Genomic DNA, 14,867 nt, shown 5'->3' on the forward strand with positions numbered 1-14,867 from the left:
CCTCTTCCAGATCCTGTCGTAGAACATTCATCCGCACTCCTTTTTGACGATCGTTTCGTGCTTTGCACTCGGAACGATCGTCACAATTGGTCGCATATTAGCCCTTGCAAAAAGCCTGATGCGTCGATGTGTCGCAGGGTGCGCGGAGCCATTTTCGAGCTTTTGAAAAGGTTCTTGATCGCCGTCATGGCAAGGTCTTTGCCAGATGCTTTAGCGGCTCGCGGAAGGTCTTTCTTGAAGGGCTGAAACGCCCGTGGTTCATGGGGCCGACGTATTTTCGTGGAGGCCGGAGCCGAGACTTGGCAGGGAGGGAAAGCCCCTTTCTCTCATGTGTTAATTGGGTGTTTTCTAAACGATTCGAGTCGGGACTGTTTCATGGGGTGAGAAAATATCTTGTTAAAAATGAAAGGCCGGGGCCTTGAAAGGGGTTTCTGAAATGCTTTGTAATACCCGCCGTCCATTTCCTACCCCCAAATCGCTGAGTCGCACTGACGTAGATCAAGGCCAGTGCTCACCCTTCGGTGCAGCGGCATAACAACAGGGGGCTGCCATCGGTGGGCTCCTGTCATACGACGAGTCGGGCAATCCGCTCGTGCATCCGGTGTGCGACGCGCGCGCTTCAACGAGCCGCCAGTCCAGACACCACACGCTGAATAACACGGAACGAATCAGCTGACGAAATCGGTTTCGCATCGCGAAGACCGGGCGACCTCCCTTTGCCTGGAATCCTTGCGGCCGCGTTCGTGAATCCATGACAGCCCTGGCAGGCGGCTTGGAAAAGTCGCGGGTAACGAGTCGTCGAGCAATGCGTGGCGAAGGCTCATGGGCGGTGAAGCGATTTTCATCCACTAAGGCCGCAAGATGAAAAAAGAGCAGTACACAGGAATTTTGAAGAGACTTGCGTTTCTGCCGATGCTGATGCTCGGCGGTTGCAACATGGCGCTGTTCGACCCGAAAGGGCAGGTCGGCGCTGACGAGAAGTCCCTGATCATCACGGCAACTCTGCTGATGCTGATCGTGGTGGTGCCGGTCATCCTGATGACCTTCGCGTTCGCCTGGAAATACCGGGCTTCGAACACCAAGGCCACCTACATGCCGGACTGGTCCCACTCGACCAAGATCGAGCTGGTGGTATGGCTGGTGCCCTGCGTGATCATCGCCGTGCTCGGCTGGATCACCTGGGAAAGCACCCACAAGCTGGACCCGTACCGTCCGCTGGACTCCGAGGTCAAGCCGGTGACCATCCAGGCCATCTCGCTGGACTGGAAGTGGCTGTTCATCTACCCGGAACAGGGTATCGCCACCGTCAACGAAATCGCCTTCCCGAAAGACACCCCGGTGAACTTCCAGATCACCTCGGATTCGGTGATGAACTCGTTCTTCATCCCGCAGCTGGGTAGCCAGATCTACTCCATGGCCGGAATGATGACCAAGCTGCACCTGATCGCCAACGAAGAAGGCGTGTTCGACGGCATCTCCGCGAACTACAGCGGCGGCGGCTTCTCGGGCATGAAGTTCAAGGCCATCTCCACCTCCGAGCAGGGCTTCCAGGATTGGGTCGCGAAGGTCAAGGCCTCGCAACAGACCCTGAACCTGGACCAGTACCCGGAGCTGGTGAAACCGACCGAGAACGTCCCGGCCACCTACTTCTCCACCGTCAGCCCCGAGCTGTTCTCCCACGTGCTGAACAAGTGGGAACACGCCGGCCACGCGATGGCCAAGGCCCACGAAGCCAAAGAGCAGGCCGAGAAGGGCGAGCACGGCGAAGCAGCGCATGACGAGGCCGCCATGGCGGGCCACGACATGAGCAACATGCAAGGCATGCCTGGCATGCAAATGAATCCGAGCCAGGAGTAACCGCAGATGTTCGGGAAACTGACACTGTCGGCCGTGCCGTATCACGAGCCGATCATCGTCATCACGCTGGCCATCGTCGCCCTGTTGGGCCTCGGTGTGTTCGGCGCGATCACCTACTACCGCAAATGGACCTACCTGTGGACCGAATGGCTGACGTCCATCGACCACAAGAAAATCGGCGTGATGTACATCATCGTCGCCCTGGTCATGCTGCTGCGCGGCTTTGCCGACGCCATCATGATGCGCGGCCAGCTCGCGCTGGCTGAAGGCGCCAACCACGGCTACCTGCCGCCGGAACACTACGACCAGATCTTCACCGCTCACGGCGTGATCATGATCATCTTCATGGCCATGCCCTTCATGACCGGTCTGATGAACCTGGCCGTGCCGCTGCAGATCGGCGCACGTGACGTGGCGTTCCCCTTCCTGAACTCCCTGAGCTTCTGGCTGCTGGTCGTCAGCGCCATGCTGGTGAACGTATCCCTGGGCCTGGGTGAATTCGCCCGTACCGGCTGGGTCGCCTACCCGCCGCTGTCCGAGCTGGCCTACAGCCCGGGCGTGGGTGTGGACTACTACATCTGGGCACTACAGATATCGGGTATGGGTACCTTGCTCACGGGTATCAACTTCCTGGTGACCGTGTTCAAGATGCGTACCCCCGGCATGAAGCTGATGCAGATGCCGATCTTCACCTGGACCTGCACCTTCGCCAACATCCTGATCGTTGCGTCGTTCCCGATCCTGACCGCGGCCCTGGGCCTGCTGTCGCTGGACCGTTACTTCGACATGCACTTCTTCACCAACGAGCTGGGCGGCAACGCCATGATGTACATCAACCTCTTCTGGGCCTGGGGCCATCCTGAGGTGTACATCCTGATCCTGCCGGCTTTCGGTATCTTCTCCGAAGTCACCGCGACCTTCGCTGGCAAGCGCATGTTCGGCTACACCTCGATGGTGTGGGCGAGCGCCGCGATCACCTTCCTCGGCTTCACCGTGTGGCTGCACCACTTCTTCACCATGGGGTCGGGCGGCGACGTCAACGGCTTCTTCGGCGTGGCGACCATGCTGATCTCCATCCCGACCGGGGTGAAGCTGTTCAACTGGCTGTTCACCATCTACCGTGGCCGCCTGCGCTTCGACACCCCGATCCTGTGGACCCTGGGCTTCATCGTCACCTTCACCATCGGTGGCATGACCGGCGTTCTGCTGGCCATCCCGGGCGCTGACTACCTGCTGCACAACAGCCTGTTCCTGATCGCCCACTTCCACAACACCATCATCGGTGGTGCGGTGTTCGGTTACCTGGCCGGCTTCGTCTTCTGGTTCCCGAAAGCCTTCGGCTTCAAGCTGGACGAGAAGTGGGGCAAGCGCTCCTTCTGGTGCTGGCTGGTCGGCTTCTACATGGCCTTCATGCCGCTGTACATCCTCGGCTTCATGGGTATGACCCGTCGCCTGAACCACTACGACAACCCGATGTGGAAGCCGTACCTGGTGGTGGCCTTCTTCGGCGCCGTGCTGATCTTCTTCGGTATCGCCTGCCAGCTGATCCAGCTGCTGGTCTCGATCAAGAACCGCAAGCAACTGGCCGACCTGACTGGCGACCCGTGGGGTGGCCGTACCCTGGAATGGTCCACTTCCTCGCCGCCGCCGTACTACAACTTCGCCGAACTGCCGAAGGTCAACGACATCGACGCGTTCCACGACATGAAGCAGACCGGTACCGCATACCGCAAGCTGCCGGCCTACGCGCCGATCCACATGCCGAAGAACACCGCCGCTGGCTTCTCCATCGCCGTGTTCGCCTTCCTCTTCGGCTTCGCTGCCATCTGGCACATCTGGTGGCTGGTGGGTGTTGGCTTCGTCGGCATGATCGCCTCGGTCATCGTGCGCAGCTACATCACCGACGTGGACTACTACGTCCAGCCGGATGAGATCGAGCGCATCGAGAACGCCAACTTCCAGCAACTCGCCTCCGCACAGCAGGTATAAACCATGTCGACGGCAGTACTTGATCAACACCTGGTCGATACGCACGAAGCGGCGCACGACCATGACCATGCTCACGACAGCGGCGGTATGACGGTATTCGGCTTCTGGCTGTACCTGATGACTGACTGCATCCTGTTCGCGAGCGTCTTCGCCACCTACGCCGTGCTGGTCAACCACACGGCCGGCGGCCCGAGCGGCAAGGACATCTTCGAACTGCCCTACGTGGCCGTCGAAACCGCGATCCTGCTGATCTCCTCCTGCACCTACGGCCTGGCCATGCTGGCTGCGCACAAGGGGGCCAAGGGCAAGGCCATCGCCTGGCTGGGCGTGACCTTCCTCTGCGGCGCGGCGTTCATCGGCATGGAGCTCAACGAGTTCCATCACCTGATCGTCGAAGGCTTCGGCCCGAGCCGCAGCGCCTTCCTGTCGTCCTTCTTCACCCTGGTCGGCATGCACGGCCTGCACGTTTCCGCAGGCCTGCTGTGGATGCTGGTGCTGATGGCGCAGATCGGCACCCGTGGCCTGACCGCGCAGAACAACACCCGCATGATGTGCCTGAGCCTGTTCTGGCACTTCCTGGACATCGTCTGGATCTGCGTCTTCACCGTCGTCTACCTGATGGGGGCTCTGTAATGTCCGCTGCTGCACATCATCACGACTCCCACGGCGCCCACGGCCACGATTCCCACGGTGCCGGCCACGGCAGCCTGGGCTCATACGCCATCGGCTTCGTGCTCTCGGTGATCCTGACCGCGATCCCGTTCTACATGGTCATCGACGGCGGCTTCTCGCGTCACGCCACCCTGCTGACCATGGTGATCCTGGGCCTGGTTCAGGTCGTCGTGCACCTGATCTGCTTCCTGCACATGAACTTCAGCTCCGAAGGCCGCTGGAACGTCATGGCATTCATCTTCACCGCCATCATCATTCTGCTGGTGGTCGGTCTGTCGCTGTGGATCATCTACACCGCAGACACCCTGATGATGCCAATGCCCTGAGGGCCGATGCCGTGAAACTCAAGCGTTATCTCCTGGTTGCCAAGCCGGGCATCATCTTCGGAAACCTGATCGCGGTGGCGGGGGGATACTTCCTCGCCGCTCGCGGCAGCGTTGACCCGATGCTGCTGCTGGCCACCGTGATCGGCCTGTCCCTGGTCGTTGCCAGCGGTTGTGTGTTCAACAACTGCATCGACCGCGACATCGATCGCTTCATGGAGCGTACCCGCAGTCGTGTCACCGTAACCGGGCAGATCTCGCTGAAGGCCGCCCTGGCCCACGGCGTGGTCCTCGGCGCGGCGGGCTTCGGCCTACTGGCGTGGAAGACCAACGTGCAGGCCACTCTGCTCGCTGCGTTCGGCTTCTTCGTCTACGTCGTGCTCTACAGCCTCTGGCTCAAGCGCAGTTCGGTCTACGGCACACTGGTCGGCAGTCTCTCCGGAGCCATGCCGCCGGTGGTGGGTTACTGTGCCGCGAGCGGTCACTTCGACATGGGCGCGGCGGTGCTGCTGCTGATCTTCTGCCTCTGGCAGATGCCGCACAGCTACGCCATCGCGATCTTCCGCCTCAACGACTACCGCGCCGCCGGGATTCCCGTGCTGCCGGTGGAGCGGGGCATCGAAGCGACCAAGAAGCAGATCCTCTACTACGTCGTGGCCTTCGGCCTGGCGACCCTGCTGCTGACCGTGACCGGCTTTGCTGGCTACGGTTACCTGGTGGTGGCGCTGGCCGTCAGTGCCTGGTGGCTGTTCATCGCGGTGAAAGGCTTCAGTGCCGAAGACGACCGCCGCTGGGCCCGCCAGTTGTTCGCCTTCTCCATCATCGCGATCAGCGTGCTGAGCCTGATGATGTCCATCGACTTCCAGGCCATTCCGGCCCAGTCGATGCTGGCGGCGCTGTAAGGCTGCTCTGCTGCAACGAAAAAGCCGCCCCTCGGGGCGGCTTTTTTGTGCCTGGTATTTCCTGGCGATGTGGCTTTTGTAGGAGCGAGCTTGCTCGCGAACGCTCTTTGCCGGCAGATCCAGAGCTGGGGCGGTTCGCGAGCAAGCTCGCTCCTACAGGGTGCTTCGGGTCCTGCAGGAGCGAACTGCGCCCGCGATCGCTACCCGATCAGTGCAGCTTCAAGCGCGGCTCGGTGCTGCGTCCGATGCGATCCGCGATCATCAGCAGCGCGGTGCGGAACGGCCCGTAAAGCGCCACCTGGTGCATGCGGTACAGCGACACGTAGAACATCCGCGCCAGCCAGCCCTCGAGTTTCACGCTGCCCATCAGGTTACCCATCAGGTTGCCCACGGCGCTGAAGCGCGACAGCGAGATCAGCGAGCCGTAGTCGGTGTAGCGGTACTCCGGCAGCGGCTTGCCATCCAGCTTCGCCACCAGTGCCTTAGCCAGCAGCGAAGCCTGCTGGTGCGCGGCCTGCGCGCGCGGCGGCACGGTACGTTCGCTACCGTCGCCCATCGGGCAGGCGGCGCAGTCACCGAAGGCGAAGATGTTGTCGTCGCGGGTAGTTTGCAGGGTCGAGCGGACCACCAACTGGTTGATGCGGTTGGTCTCCAGCCCGTCGATCTCCTTGAACAGGCTCGGCGCGCGGATGCCCGCTGCCCAGACCTTCAGGCTTGCGGGAATGAACTCGCCCGCCGAAGTGCGCAGACCTTCGGCCGTGACTTCCTGTACGGCCGAACCGGTGGCCACGCGGACGCCGAGCTTCTCCAGCGTCTGGTGCACCGGTTGGCTGATGCGTTCAGGCAGCGCCGGCAGGACGCGCGGACCCGCCTCGATCAGGGTGATACGCATGTTCTGCGGCTGGATGCCGGTCAAACCGTAGGCCGCCAGTTCCTGCGCGGCATGGTGCAGTTCAGCCGACAGCTCAACGCCGGTGGCGCCGGCACCGACGATGGCGACGCTGATCTGGTCGTCCTTGTCCTGTCCGGCATGGGCGCGCAGGTAATGGGTCAGCAGCAGCTTGTGGAAGCGCTCGGCCTGCTCGCGGGTGTCCAGGAAGATGCAGTGGTCTGCGGCCCCGGCGGTACCGAAGTCGTTGGTGGTGCTGCCGATGGAAAGGACCAGCGTGTCGTATTCCAGACTGCGCGCCGGCACCAGCTCTTCGCCTTGCTCATCGAGCGTGGCGGCGAGCTGGATGCGCTTGCTCGCGCGGTCCAGGCCGTCCAGGCGGCCGAGCTGGAATTCGAAGTGGTTCCATTTCGCCTGGGCGACGTAGTTCAGCTCATCCTCGGAGGAGTTGAGCGAGCCGGCGGCAACTTCGTGCAGCAGGGGTTTCCAGATGTGGGTGAGGTTGGCGTCGACGAGCGTAATGCGCGCCTTGCCCTTTTTACCCAGGGTGCGGCCGAGACGGGTCGCGAGCTCCAGCCCGCCGGCGCCGCCGCCGACGATCACGATACGATGGGACATGGTGCATTCTCATAGCTTAAGGAATCCTGTATCGGCCCGTGGCGGCACGGCGCTCACGCAAGGTAGGCCAGGAGGCGGCTCAGCAAACCCAGGGCGACGACCACCGCAAGCAATCCGGCCATCATCAGCCAAGGCTTGAACGGTGCACGCTGGACCTGGTGGACGGGGGAGCTGAGGTACTGATCGACCTTCTGCTGGTCTTCGGGGCTCAGGCGACTGGGCATGGGCGGCCTCCGTTTATAATGTCGAGCATTCTAGTAGGGCTTGGGCGGCCTCTCAATGCACCGCCGATCAATGCAGCATTACGTCGTTGCCTATTTACAGACCGACGCCCATGTCGAAAAGGATGCTGCGGCCCAGGCTGCCGCGCAGGAAATCCGGCGCGTCGCTGTGGGCGAAGAGCACGCGGGCGAAAGTCGGCCCCACCACCGATAGCGAGCGCCAACCCTGGCGCAGGTACTCGGTCGGCGGCGGAAAGGGCGTGTTGAAATCGGGTGTCTCGCGCTTGAGGCTGACAAAGGCGAGCAGGTCCAGTTCACGCGGGTCGATACCGCGCTCGGTATAATTGTGCGCCTTCTTGCGCAGCGTCGGTGCCAGGCGTGCCTGCAGTTCCGCGCAGGGAATCCGCCGGGGCCGCTGCTCACGGCGGATCAGCTGGTTGAGGCTCTGGGCCATGCGTCGGCGCAGCAATTCCTCCTTCCATTCCTCGTTGAGCCGACGGCCCTGGTCGAGCACGAAGAACACCTCGAAGGTGGCGTCGCGGAACAGCACATCCGGTGGCTGCTGCGTAGGCGCGATGAAGTCCTCCTGGCGATAGGGCACTTTCAGCGCCTGCAGCAGGCGCTGGCAGGCCCAGCACTCCCGCTCCCACTTGCGGGCGTTGGAGAGGAAGTCGTTGGCTTGTTCCGCCTGGCGCGTCAGCAGGCGCAGATAGTCGGACTCGTTCATGTCTCAAGCATAGTTGCTGGCAACCGCAGGCGGGCGCCGATGGCGGTGTAGACTGTTGCCAATCATTGGCGGTTCCGGGCAAGGAGGGAAGCGTGAGACGAGTGCTGGGTGGGATGCTGTTGATGGTGCTGGCGAGCGTGGCAATGGCGCAGGAATCGCCTGCCACCGGTTGGACGCTGCTGGATCAGTACGACAAACCCTACACCGCCACGGCCGATCTGAAGGTGCTGCTGGTTGCCCACGATATGGCCGGCTCGAAGCTGGTAAAAGCCGCGCTGGCGGATCGCCCTAAGGGATACCTCGAATCGCGTAGCACAGCCTTCGTTGCCGATATCAGCCGCATGCCTGCGCCCATCTCGAAGCTGTTCGCCGTCCCCGCCATGCGCGACTACTCCTACCGCGTACTGCTCGACCGCGAGCCCCGCGTGGCCAACCGCTTCCCGGCCCAGGCGGATGCGGTGACCTGGCTGCAACTCGAACAAGGCAAGGTCGTCGCGACTCGCCAGTTCGACTCGGCTGAAGCCTTGCGTCAGGCGCTGGAGCAGGGCGAGCCGTGATCGCCGCACAGCTGTTGTCAGCGGAAACCCTGGAGATCGGCTGGGCGATCTATTTGCCCATCGTCGTCTGGGCCATCTGGCGCGCGCCCTGGGTGGAGCTGGTCAGCGACTTCCGCCGCCAGCACCTGGTGTTCGGCACCATGCTCGGGTTGTTCCTGCTCTGGCTGGTACGGCGCGACTTCGCTTCCGGGGTATCTTTCCACTTCATCGGCATGACGGCCGTGACCCTGCTGCTGGATTGGCCGCTGGCTATCATCGTCGGGCTCGTCGCACAGCTCGGGCTGTGCCTGATCGACCGCCAGGACTGGGCGGCCATCGGCGTGAACGGCATCCTGCTGGTGCTGATTCCGGTGCTGATCACCGAGGTCGCGGCGATCCTCGTCGAGCGCCGGCAGCCGCGAAACCTGTTCGTCTACATCTTCTGCTCAGGCTTCTTCCCGGCGGCGCTGGCGGCGGTGTGCAGCCTGCTATTGGGCCTTGGCCTGTTGTGGATGGATGGACTGTTCCCGATGCCACCGTGGATCGAGGATTTCATCGGCTACCTCTGGCTGATCATGTTCCCCGAGGCCTTCATCAACGGCACCATCGTGACCGGACTGGTGGTCTTCTACCCTGACTGGCTGGAGACCTTCAATCGCACGCGCTACCTGCAGGCGCCGTGGAAGGATGACGATGAGCCGCACTGATGTTCAGCCATCTGCGAGGCTCATGGCCCAGGCGATTTGATCCAGGTCAGTTCGGAAACCTCCCGGGATCAGGGAAGCTTGGCCCCCATTCGCAAGGAGATTGCCGATGAGCATTCACAGCTGGGCCGAGCAGCGCCTCCACGAGCTGCTGATCGAAGCCGAAGCGGCCGGCCAGGACCCGCAACTGGCCGTGCGCGCGCTGCTCAGCGCCGTGGTGCAGGCCAATGCGCAGGTCCGTACGCAGGAAGACCTGGGCCACGAGCTGCACTTCCTCGCCGATAACCTGGACGAAGAGCGGGACTACGCTTTCATGCGTCCCTGAATGAAAAAGGCCCGCTTCTGCGGGCCTTTTTCTGGACGGGTCAATGTCCTCGTGGCTTCTCGAGGTCGCCGGAGAACAGTTCGTCTTCCAGGTTGTCGCCGGGAATGGCGTGCTCTTCCGCCGCCCAGGCGCCGAGGTCGATCAGCTTGCAGCGGTGCGAGCAGAAGGGGCGGTATTCGTTCTTGGCGCTCCATTCAACAGGAGCGCCACAGGTAGGGCATTCCACGGTCAGGGGTTGGCTCATGGTTGTCCTCCACGCAGGCCTAGATAGAACTGATGCAGACGCTCGACCTGCTGGTGCAGGTGACCGAGGTCGCCATCGTTGAGCAGCACGTCGTCCGCGTGCTTGAGTCGGTCGTCGCGCAAGGCCTGGGCCTTGAGAATCGAGCGGACCTGTTCTTCGGACACCTGGTCGCGGCGCATGGTGCGTTCCAGTTGCAGGTGTTCGGGGGTGTCGACCACCAGCACGCGCTGGGTCATGCGGTGCTGCCCGGACTCCACCAGCAGTGGCGAGACCAGGATGGCGTAGGGCGACTGCGCCTGCGCCAGGTTGCTGGCGATCTCCTGGCCGATCAGCGGGTGCAGCAGTTGCTCAAGCCAGCGGCGCTCGTCCTCGGCCTTGAAGATGCGCTCGCGCAGGGCTGCACGGTTGAGCTGGCCGTCCGGCAGCAGCAGGGCGTCGCCGAAGCGCTCGACGATCCTCGCCAGGGCAGGGCGGCCGGGCTCCACTACCCAGCGCGCAGCGTGGTCGGCGTCGACCATGTGGATGCCCAGCGAGGCGAAATGCTCGGCGGCGGCGCTCTTGCCGCTGCCGATGCCGCCGGTGAGGCCCAGAATCCAGGGTTTCATCGTTCTCCTTTCTGCCGGCCCGGTGGCCGTCGCGGGCGCCGAGGGAAGTCGGCGCCGGAGAAGGCTAGCGGAAACCGGCGAACTGCAGATAGGTCGCGGTTATTTGATCACCCCAGAGCAACGCAATCCAGCCGGCGATGGCCAGATAGGGGCCGAAGGGGATGGGCGTACTGGTTTCGGCATTGCGCAGGCGCAGCATGATCACGCCCAGCACGGCACCCACCAGTGACGAGAACAGGATGGTCAGCGGCAGCACCTGCCAGCCACCCCAGGCGCCGAGCATGGCCAACAGCTTGAAGTCGCCGTAGCCCATGCCTTCCTTGCCGGTGATCAGCTTGAACAGCCAGTACACCGACCACAGGCTCAGGTAGCCGAACACCGCACCCCAGAGCGCGTCGCCCAAGTTGGTAAAGAGTCCGAAGTGATTGACGATCAGCCCCAGCCAGAGCAGCGGCAGCACCAGGGCGTCCGGCAGCAACTGGTGATCGACGTCGATCATGCTCATCGCCAGCAGGCCCCAGGTCAGCAGCAGCATCGCGCCGGCCTGCCAGCCGAAGCCGTAGTGCCAGGCGATGAAGGCCGACAGCACACCACAGGCCAGCTCGATCAGTGGGTAGCGCTTGCTGATCGGCGCCTTGCACGACGAACACTTGCCGCCCAGCGCCAGCCAACTGACCACCGGGATGTTCTCCCACGGTTTGATCTCGTGGGCACAGTGCGGGCACTGGGAGTTGGGCAGGACCAGGTTATAGGTCGGGCGCTTCTCGCCCTCTGGCATACCCAGGGTTTCCCGCGCCTGTTGTTGCCAGTCGAGCTCCATCATCCGCGGCAGACGATGGATCACCACGTTGAGGAAGCTGCCGAGCAGCAGGCCGAGGAGGGTGGCACATAAAACAAAGGCCAGCGGGGTGCTGGCCAGGAAGTCGAGAACAGGCATGGGTTAGACGACAGAGCCCAGTTGGAAGATCGGCAGGTACATGGCGATGATCAGGCCGCCGACCAGAACGCCCAAAACGGCCATGATCATCGGCTCCATCAGTGTGGTTAGGTTATCGACGGCGTTGTCTACTTCTTCTTCATAGTAGTTGGCGACCTTGTCCAGCATGTTGTCCAGGGAGCCGGATTCCTCACCGATGGCAGCCATTTGCACGGCCATGCTGGGGAAGATTCCGGTGGTCTTCATGGAGAAGTTCAGCTGTGTGCCTGAAGATACGTCCTGCTTGATCTTGGCGACTGCATTGCGGAAAACTACGTTACCCGTGGCGCCGGATACCGAGTCCAAAGCCTCTACCAATGGCACGCCGGCGGCAAAGGTAGTGGACAGCGTGCGGGCGTAACGGGCTACGGCGGACTTGTAAATGATGTCGCCGACGATTGGGACGCGCAGGACGCCACGATCCACCATGTCACGGAATCTTTCCGAGCGGTTATGCGCGGTCTTCAATGCGTAGCCGATTGCGAACATGGCGATCAGAATGATGAACCACCAGGCCTGCATCACCTCGGAGAGGTTGATGACCATCTGAGTGAACGCCGGCAATTCAGCGCCAAAGTTCTCGAATACCGACTGGAACTGGGGCACCACCTTGATCAGCAGAATGGCGGAAACGATCAGTGCTACGATGACCACCGCGATCGGATAGGTCATGGCTTTCTTAATCTTGGCCTTAAGCGACTCGGTCTTCTCTTTGTAAGTTGCCACGCGATCGAGCAGCGTTTCGAGGGCGCCTGACTGCTCGCCTGCATCCACTAGGTTGCAATAGAGGTCGTCGAAGTACTGGGGCTTTTTGCGCAGGGCATTGGCCAGGCTGTTACCGGCCGCAACTTCCTGCTTCACCTCATCGATCAGCTTACGCATGTTGGGGTTGTCGAAACCCTCGCCGATGATGTCGAAGGACTGCAGCAGTGGTACGCCCGATCCCATCATTGTTGCCATCTGACGAGTAAACAGTGCGATGTCCATTGGCTTGATGCGCTTGCCCTGACTCAGCAGGGAGATACCCTTCTTGCGCACCTTGGTGGGGTTGATGCCTTGCTTGCGCAATTGAGCCTTGACCAGCGCCGTATTGACCCCGGAAAGCTCCCCCTTGACCTTCCCGCCTTTGCGATCAGTGCCTTCCCAGGCGAAGACGCTGCTCTTCAATGCTTTTTCCGCCATGGATTAATCCTTGGTCACGCGGTTGACTTCTTCGAGACTGGTTATGCCTTGCATGGCTTTAAGCAGGCCCGAAGTGCGCAGATCGTTGAAGCCTTCTTTTCGTGCTTGATCAGCGATCTGAATGGAATTGCCTTCTTCCATGATAATCCGCTGCAGGGCCGGCGTGATTTTAACCACTTCATAAATACCTACGCGGCCCTTGTAGCCACCCTTGCAATTTTCACATCCGATGGGCGCGTATAGCTTGAAGGAGCCGATCTTGTCCTCGGGGAAGCCTTCGTGGCGCAATGCATCGCCAGGAACATCGTGTTCCTTCTTGCAGTGCGGGCAGAGCTTACGGGCCAGACGCTGGGCAATGATCAGGTTCGTAGAGGTCGCCAGGTTGAAGGAGGCGACGCCCATGTTCAGCAGGCGCGTCAGGGTTTCCGCTGCGCTGTTGGTGTGCAGGGTAGACATCACCATGTGGCCAGTCTGCGCAGCCTTGATGGCGATTTCTGCCGTTTCCAGGTCACGGATCTCGCCAACCATGATCACATCCGGGTCCTGACGCAGGAAGGCCCGCAGGGCCTGGGCGAAGTCCATGCCCTGGCGCGGGTTGACGTTCACTTGGTTGATGCCTTCCAGGTTGATCTCCACCGGGTCTTCCGCGGTAGAAATGTTGATATCGGGGGTATTGAGAATATTCAGACCGGTATACAGTGATACGGTCTTGCCCGAGCCTGTGGGACCGGTGACCAGGATCATGCCCTGCGGTTGCTTGAGGGCTTCCATGTAGAGCTGTTTCTGGGCGTCTTCGTAGCCCAGTGCGTCAATCCCCATCTGTGCACTGGCGGAGTCCAGTATCCGCATCACGATCTTCTCGCCCCACAGTGTGGGCATCGTATTAACCCGGAAATCGATGGATTTACTCTTGGATACACGCATCTTGATGCGGCCATCCTGGGGTTTGCGGCGCTCTGAGATATCCAGCCCGGCCATGACTTTCAGGCGGGCCGAAATGCGGCTGGCCAACTGAATTGGCGGTTTCGCGACTTCGTGCAGCATGCCATCAGTCCGGAAGCGGACCCGGTAGATCTTCTCGTAGGGTTCGAAGTGGAGGTCTGAGGAACCTCCCTTGATGGCATCGAGCAGCATCTTGTTGACGAAGCGCACAACGGGGGCGTCGTCGGCATCCCCTCCGATGGGGTCATCCTTCTGCTCTGCATTGCCGTTCTCGATATCCAGGCCGTCTAGGTCGATATCACCCAGATCGTCAAGGGCGCTGGTGGCGCTTTCGAAGAGCTTTTCGATGGCGTCGCCGAGCTTGTCGTCTTCGACCAGGATGGCTTCGGTCGTCAGGCCAGTGCTGAACTGGACGTCGGTGATCGCTTGGTGGTTGGTCGGGTCGGAAAGGCCGACAAACAGTTTGTTGCCACGTCGCCAGAGCGGAAGCACCCGATGCTGACGGATCAGTTTTTCCGAGACCAACTCCTTGGGCAGGGCTTCGCGATCGAGGCTGCTCAGATCGCAGAAGGCCACGCCAAACTGATCAGCGGCAAGTTCTGTCAGAGGGCGACTCTTCACGAGTTTGTTCTGCACCAGATAGGTGACCAGCGACAGCTTGTTGCGTTGCGCCTGTAATTGCGCCTGCTGGGCACTCTTCTCGTCGAGAAGCTCGGATTGCACCAGTTGGCGAGCGAGGCCGGACAGGACGACTTGATCGTTCATGGAAGGTAAATGCCGGGAAGAGGTATCAATGCCTTATAACGCAGATGTCGCGGAGTGCCAAATTGGCGAAGCACCACTGCCAAAAAATGTCACTTCCTGCGCAATAGTGCGTAGCTGCTATTGAGAAATTTCTGCTGGATCAGGGGATGCGCGGCTGTAGGAGTATTGGCATGATTTCTGCCTGATGTTTGGAAGGTCCTACGACCTCTTATATAAACCTGGAGAGAATTATGAAGGCTCAAAAAGGCTTTACTCTGATCGAACTGATGATCGTGGTTGCCATCATCGGTATTCTGGCTGCCATCGCACTGCCGGCCTATCAGGATTACACCAAGCGTTCCAACCTGCCGGGCCTGCGTTCGGGCTTCGTCGCCGGTGACGCTGAAGTAC

Annotated in this window: 17 protein-coding genes; 9 read left to right on the forward strand and 8 right to left on the reverse strand. The window is 61.3% G+C overall.

The window, feature by feature from the left end; all coding sequences use genetic code 11:
- Nucleotides 1-861 precede the first annotated feature (861 nt).
- Genes cyoA through cyoE form a run of 5 tightly spaced genes read left to right on the forward strand, consistent with a single transcriptional unit; the run spans nucleotide 862 to nucleotide 5,743 of the window.
- A complete protein-coding gene (gene cyoA, locus FAS41_RS29450; RefSeq protein WP_138526808.1) occupies nucleotides 862-1,857 on the forward strand; it encodes a ubiquinol oxidase subunit II in 996 nt (331 codons plus the stop codon).
- A gap of 6 nt (nucleotides 1,858-1,863) precedes the next feature.
- Nucleotides 1,864-3,846, forward strand: a complete 1,983-nt coding sequence (cyoB, locus tag FAS41_RS29455; protein WP_138526809.1) for a cytochrome o ubiquinol oxidase subunit I — start codon at nucleotides 1,864-1,866, stop codon at nucleotides 3,844-3,846.
- A gap of 3 nt (nucleotides 3,847-3,849) precedes the next feature.
- Nucleotides 3,850-4,479: a cytochrome o ubiquinol oxidase subunit III gene (gene cyoC, locus FAS41_RS29460; protein WP_024765644.1), complete on the forward strand. Its 630-nt coding sequence runs from the start codon at nucleotides 3,850-3,852 to the stop codon at nucleotides 4,477-4,479.
- Entirely contained in the window at nucleotides 4,479-4,844 is a 366-nt protein-coding gene (gene cyoD, locus FAS41_RS29465; RefSeq protein WP_024765643.1) for a cytochrome o ubiquinol oxidase subunit IV, read from the forward strand. The genes cyoC and cyoD overlap by 1 nt, the downstream gene beginning before the upstream one ends.
- 11 nt (nucleotides 4,845-4,855) lie before the next feature.
- Nucleotides 4,856-5,743, forward strand: coding sequence for a heme o synthase (gene cyoE, locus FAS41_RS29470; protein ID WP_081517366.1), 888 nt, complete (start codon nucleotides 4,856-4,858; stop codon nucleotides 5,741-5,743).
- A 208-nt stretch (nucleotides 5,744-5,951) separates the two neighbouring features.
- On the opposite strand, the gene FAS41_RS29475 is transcribed toward cyoE, so the two are convergent.
- The 3 genes from FAS41_RS29475 to FAS41_RS29485 all read right to left on the reverse strand — a co-directional run bounded on the left by FAS41_RS29475 (nucleotide 5,952) and on the right by FAS41_RS29485 (nucleotide 8,198).
- Nucleotides 5,952-7,250: an NAD(P)/FAD-dependent oxidoreductase gene (locus FAS41_RS29475; protein WP_138526810.1), complete on the reverse strand. Its 1,299-nt coding sequence runs from the start codon at nucleotides 7,248-7,250 to the stop codon at nucleotides 5,952-5,954.
- A gap of 53 nt (nucleotides 7,251-7,303) precedes the next feature.
- Nucleotides 7,304-7,474, reverse strand: coding sequence for a DUF3094 family protein (locus tag FAS41_RS29480; RefSeq protein ID WP_138526811.1), 171 nt, complete (start codon nucleotides 7,472-7,474; stop codon nucleotides 7,304-7,306).
- 94 nt (nucleotides 7,475-7,568) lie between these two features.
- Nucleotides 7,569-8,198: a DUF1780 domain-containing protein gene (locus tag FAS41_RS29485; protein WP_138526812.1), complete on the reverse strand. Its 630-nt coding sequence runs from the start codon at nucleotides 8,196-8,198 to the stop codon at nucleotides 7,569-7,571.
- A gap of 122 nt (nucleotides 8,199-8,320) precedes the next feature.
- Between FAS41_RS29485 and FAS41_RS29490 the strand changes: the two genes are divergently transcribed.
- The 3 genes from FAS41_RS29490 to FAS41_RS29500 all read left to right on the forward strand — a co-directional run bounded on the left by FAS41_RS29490 (nucleotide 8,321) and on the right by FAS41_RS29500 (nucleotide 9,763).
- Nucleotides 8,321-8,755 (forward strand): FAD/FMN-containing dehydrogenase, encoded by a 435-nt coding sequence (locus FAS41_RS29490; RefSeq protein ID WP_138526821.1) that lies wholly within the window; start codon nucleotides 8,321-8,323, stop codon nucleotides 8,753-8,755.
- A complete protein-coding gene (locus FAS41_RS29495) occupies nucleotides 8,752-9,441 on the forward strand; it encodes an energy-coupling factor ABC transporter permease (RefSeq protein ID WP_138526813.1) in 690 nt (229 codons plus the stop codon). Before FAS41_RS29490 ends, FAS41_RS29495 begins: the two co-directional genes overlap by 4 nt.
- A gap of 106 nt (nucleotides 9,442-9,547) precedes the next feature.
- Nucleotides 9,548-9,763, forward strand: a complete 216-nt coding sequence (locus FAS41_RS29500; RefSeq protein WP_138526814.1) for a hypothetical protein — start codon at nucleotides 9,548-9,550, stop codon at nucleotides 9,761-9,763.
- Nucleotides 9,764-9,803: 40 nt separating this feature from the next.
- On the opposite strand, the gene yacG is transcribed toward FAS41_RS29500, so the two are convergent.
- The 5 genes from yacG to pilB all read right to left on the reverse strand — a co-directional run bounded on the left by yacG (nucleotide 9,804) and on the right by pilB (nucleotide 14,477).
- Nucleotides 9,804-10,007, reverse strand: coding sequence for a DNA gyrase inhibitor YacG (yacG, locus tag FAS41_RS29505; RefSeq protein ID WP_138526815.1), 204 nt, complete (start codon nucleotides 10,005-10,007; stop codon nucleotides 9,804-9,806).
- Nucleotides 10,004-10,612, reverse strand: coding sequence for a dephospho-CoA kinase (gene coaE, locus FAS41_RS29510; protein ID WP_138526816.1), 609 nt, complete (start codon nucleotides 10,610-10,612; stop codon nucleotides 10,004-10,006). Before coaE ends, yacG begins: the two co-directional genes overlap by 4 nt.
- Before the next feature lie 64 nt (nucleotides 10,613-10,676).
- Nucleotides 10,677-11,549, reverse strand: coding sequence for a prepilin peptidase (locus tag FAS41_RS29515; protein WP_138526817.1), 873 nt, complete (start codon nucleotides 11,547-11,549; stop codon nucleotides 10,677-10,679).
- 3 nt (nucleotides 11,550-11,552) lie between these two features.
- On the reverse strand, nucleotides 11,553-12,770 hold the full coding sequence (locus FAS41_RS29520; RefSeq protein ID WP_138526818.1) for a type II secretion system F family protein: 1,218 nt from the start codon (nucleotides 12,768-12,770) through the stop codon (nucleotides 11,553-11,555).
- 3 nt (nucleotides 12,771-12,773) lie between these two features.
- On the reverse strand, nucleotides 12,774-14,477 hold the full coding sequence (gene pilB, locus FAS41_RS29525; protein ID WP_138526819.1) for a type IV-A pilus assembly ATPase PilB: 1,704 nt from the start codon (nucleotides 14,475-14,477) through the stop codon (nucleotides 12,774-12,776).
- A gap of 230 nt (nucleotides 14,478-14,707) precedes the next feature.
- On the opposite strand from pilB, the gene FAS41_RS29530 reads away from it, so the two are divergent.
- Nucleotides 14,708-14,867: prepilin-type N-terminal cleavage/methylation domain-containing protein (locus tag FAS41_RS29530; RefSeq protein ID WP_138526820.1), on the forward strand; the 160-nt coding region annotated here is incomplete at its 3' end.

The organism is Pseudomonas nicosulfuronedens, from assembly GCF_005877905.1.
Lineage (GTDB): Bacteria > Pseudomonadota > Gammaproteobacteria > Pseudomonadales > Pseudomonadaceae > Pseudomonas > Pseudomonas nicosulfuronedens.

Excerpts from the sequence above, each read along its gene's own strand:
- cyoA (WP_138526808.1), top strand. The coding sequence starts at position 862 with ATGAAAAAAGAGCAGTACACAGGAATTTTGAAGAGACTTGCGTTTCTG.
- cyoB (WP_138526809.1), top strand. The coding sequence starts at position 1,864 with ATGTTCGGGAAACTGACACTGTCGGCCGTGCCGTATCACGAGCCGATC.
- cyoC (WP_024765644.1), top strand. The coding sequence starts at position 3,850 with ATGTCGACGGCAGTACTTGATCAACACCTGGTCGATACGCACGAAGCG.
- cyoD (WP_024765643.1), top strand. The coding sequence starts at position 4,479 with ATGTCCGCTGCTGCACATCATCACGACTCCCACGGCGCCCACGGCCAC.
- FAS41_RS29475 (WP_138526810.1), bottom strand. The coding sequence starts at position 7,250 with ATGTCCCATCGTATCGTGATCGTCGGCGGCGGCGCCGGCGGGCTGGAG.
- FAS41_RS29480 (WP_138526811.1), bottom strand. The coding sequence starts at position 7,474 with ATGCCCAGTCGCCTGAGCCCCGAAGACCAGCAGAAGGTCGATCAGTAC.
- FAS41_RS29485 (WP_138526812.1), bottom strand. The coding sequence starts at position 8,198 with ATGAACGAGTCCGACTATCTGCGCCTGCTGACGCGCCAGGCGGAACAA.
- FAS41_RS29490 (WP_138526821.1), top strand. The coding sequence starts at position 8,321 with ATGGTGCTGGCGAGCGTGGCAATGGCGCAGGAATCGCCTGCCACCGGT.
- FAS41_RS29500 (WP_138526814.1), top strand. The coding sequence starts at position 9,548 with ATGAGCATTCACAGCTGGGCCGAGCAGCGCCTCCACGAGCTGCTGATC.
- yacG (WP_138526815.1), bottom strand. The coding sequence starts at position 10,007 with ATGAGCCAACCCCTGACCGTGGAATGCCCTACCTGTGGCGCTCCTGTT.
- coaE (WP_138526816.1), bottom strand. The coding sequence starts at position 10,612 with ATGAAACCCTGGATTCTGGGCCTCACCGGCGGCATCGGCAGCGGCAAG.
- FAS41_RS29515 (WP_138526817.1), bottom strand. The coding sequence starts at position 11,549 with ATGCCTGTTCTCGACTTCCTGGCCAGCACCCCGCTGGCCTTTGTTTTA.
- FAS41_RS29520 (WP_138526818.1), bottom strand. The coding sequence starts at position 12,770 with ATGGCGGAAAAAGCATTGAAGAGCAGCGTCTTCGCCTGGGAAGGCACT.
- pilB (WP_138526819.1), bottom strand. The coding sequence starts at position 14,477 with ATGAACGATCAAGTCGTCCTGTCCGGCCTCGCTCGCCAACTGGTGCAA.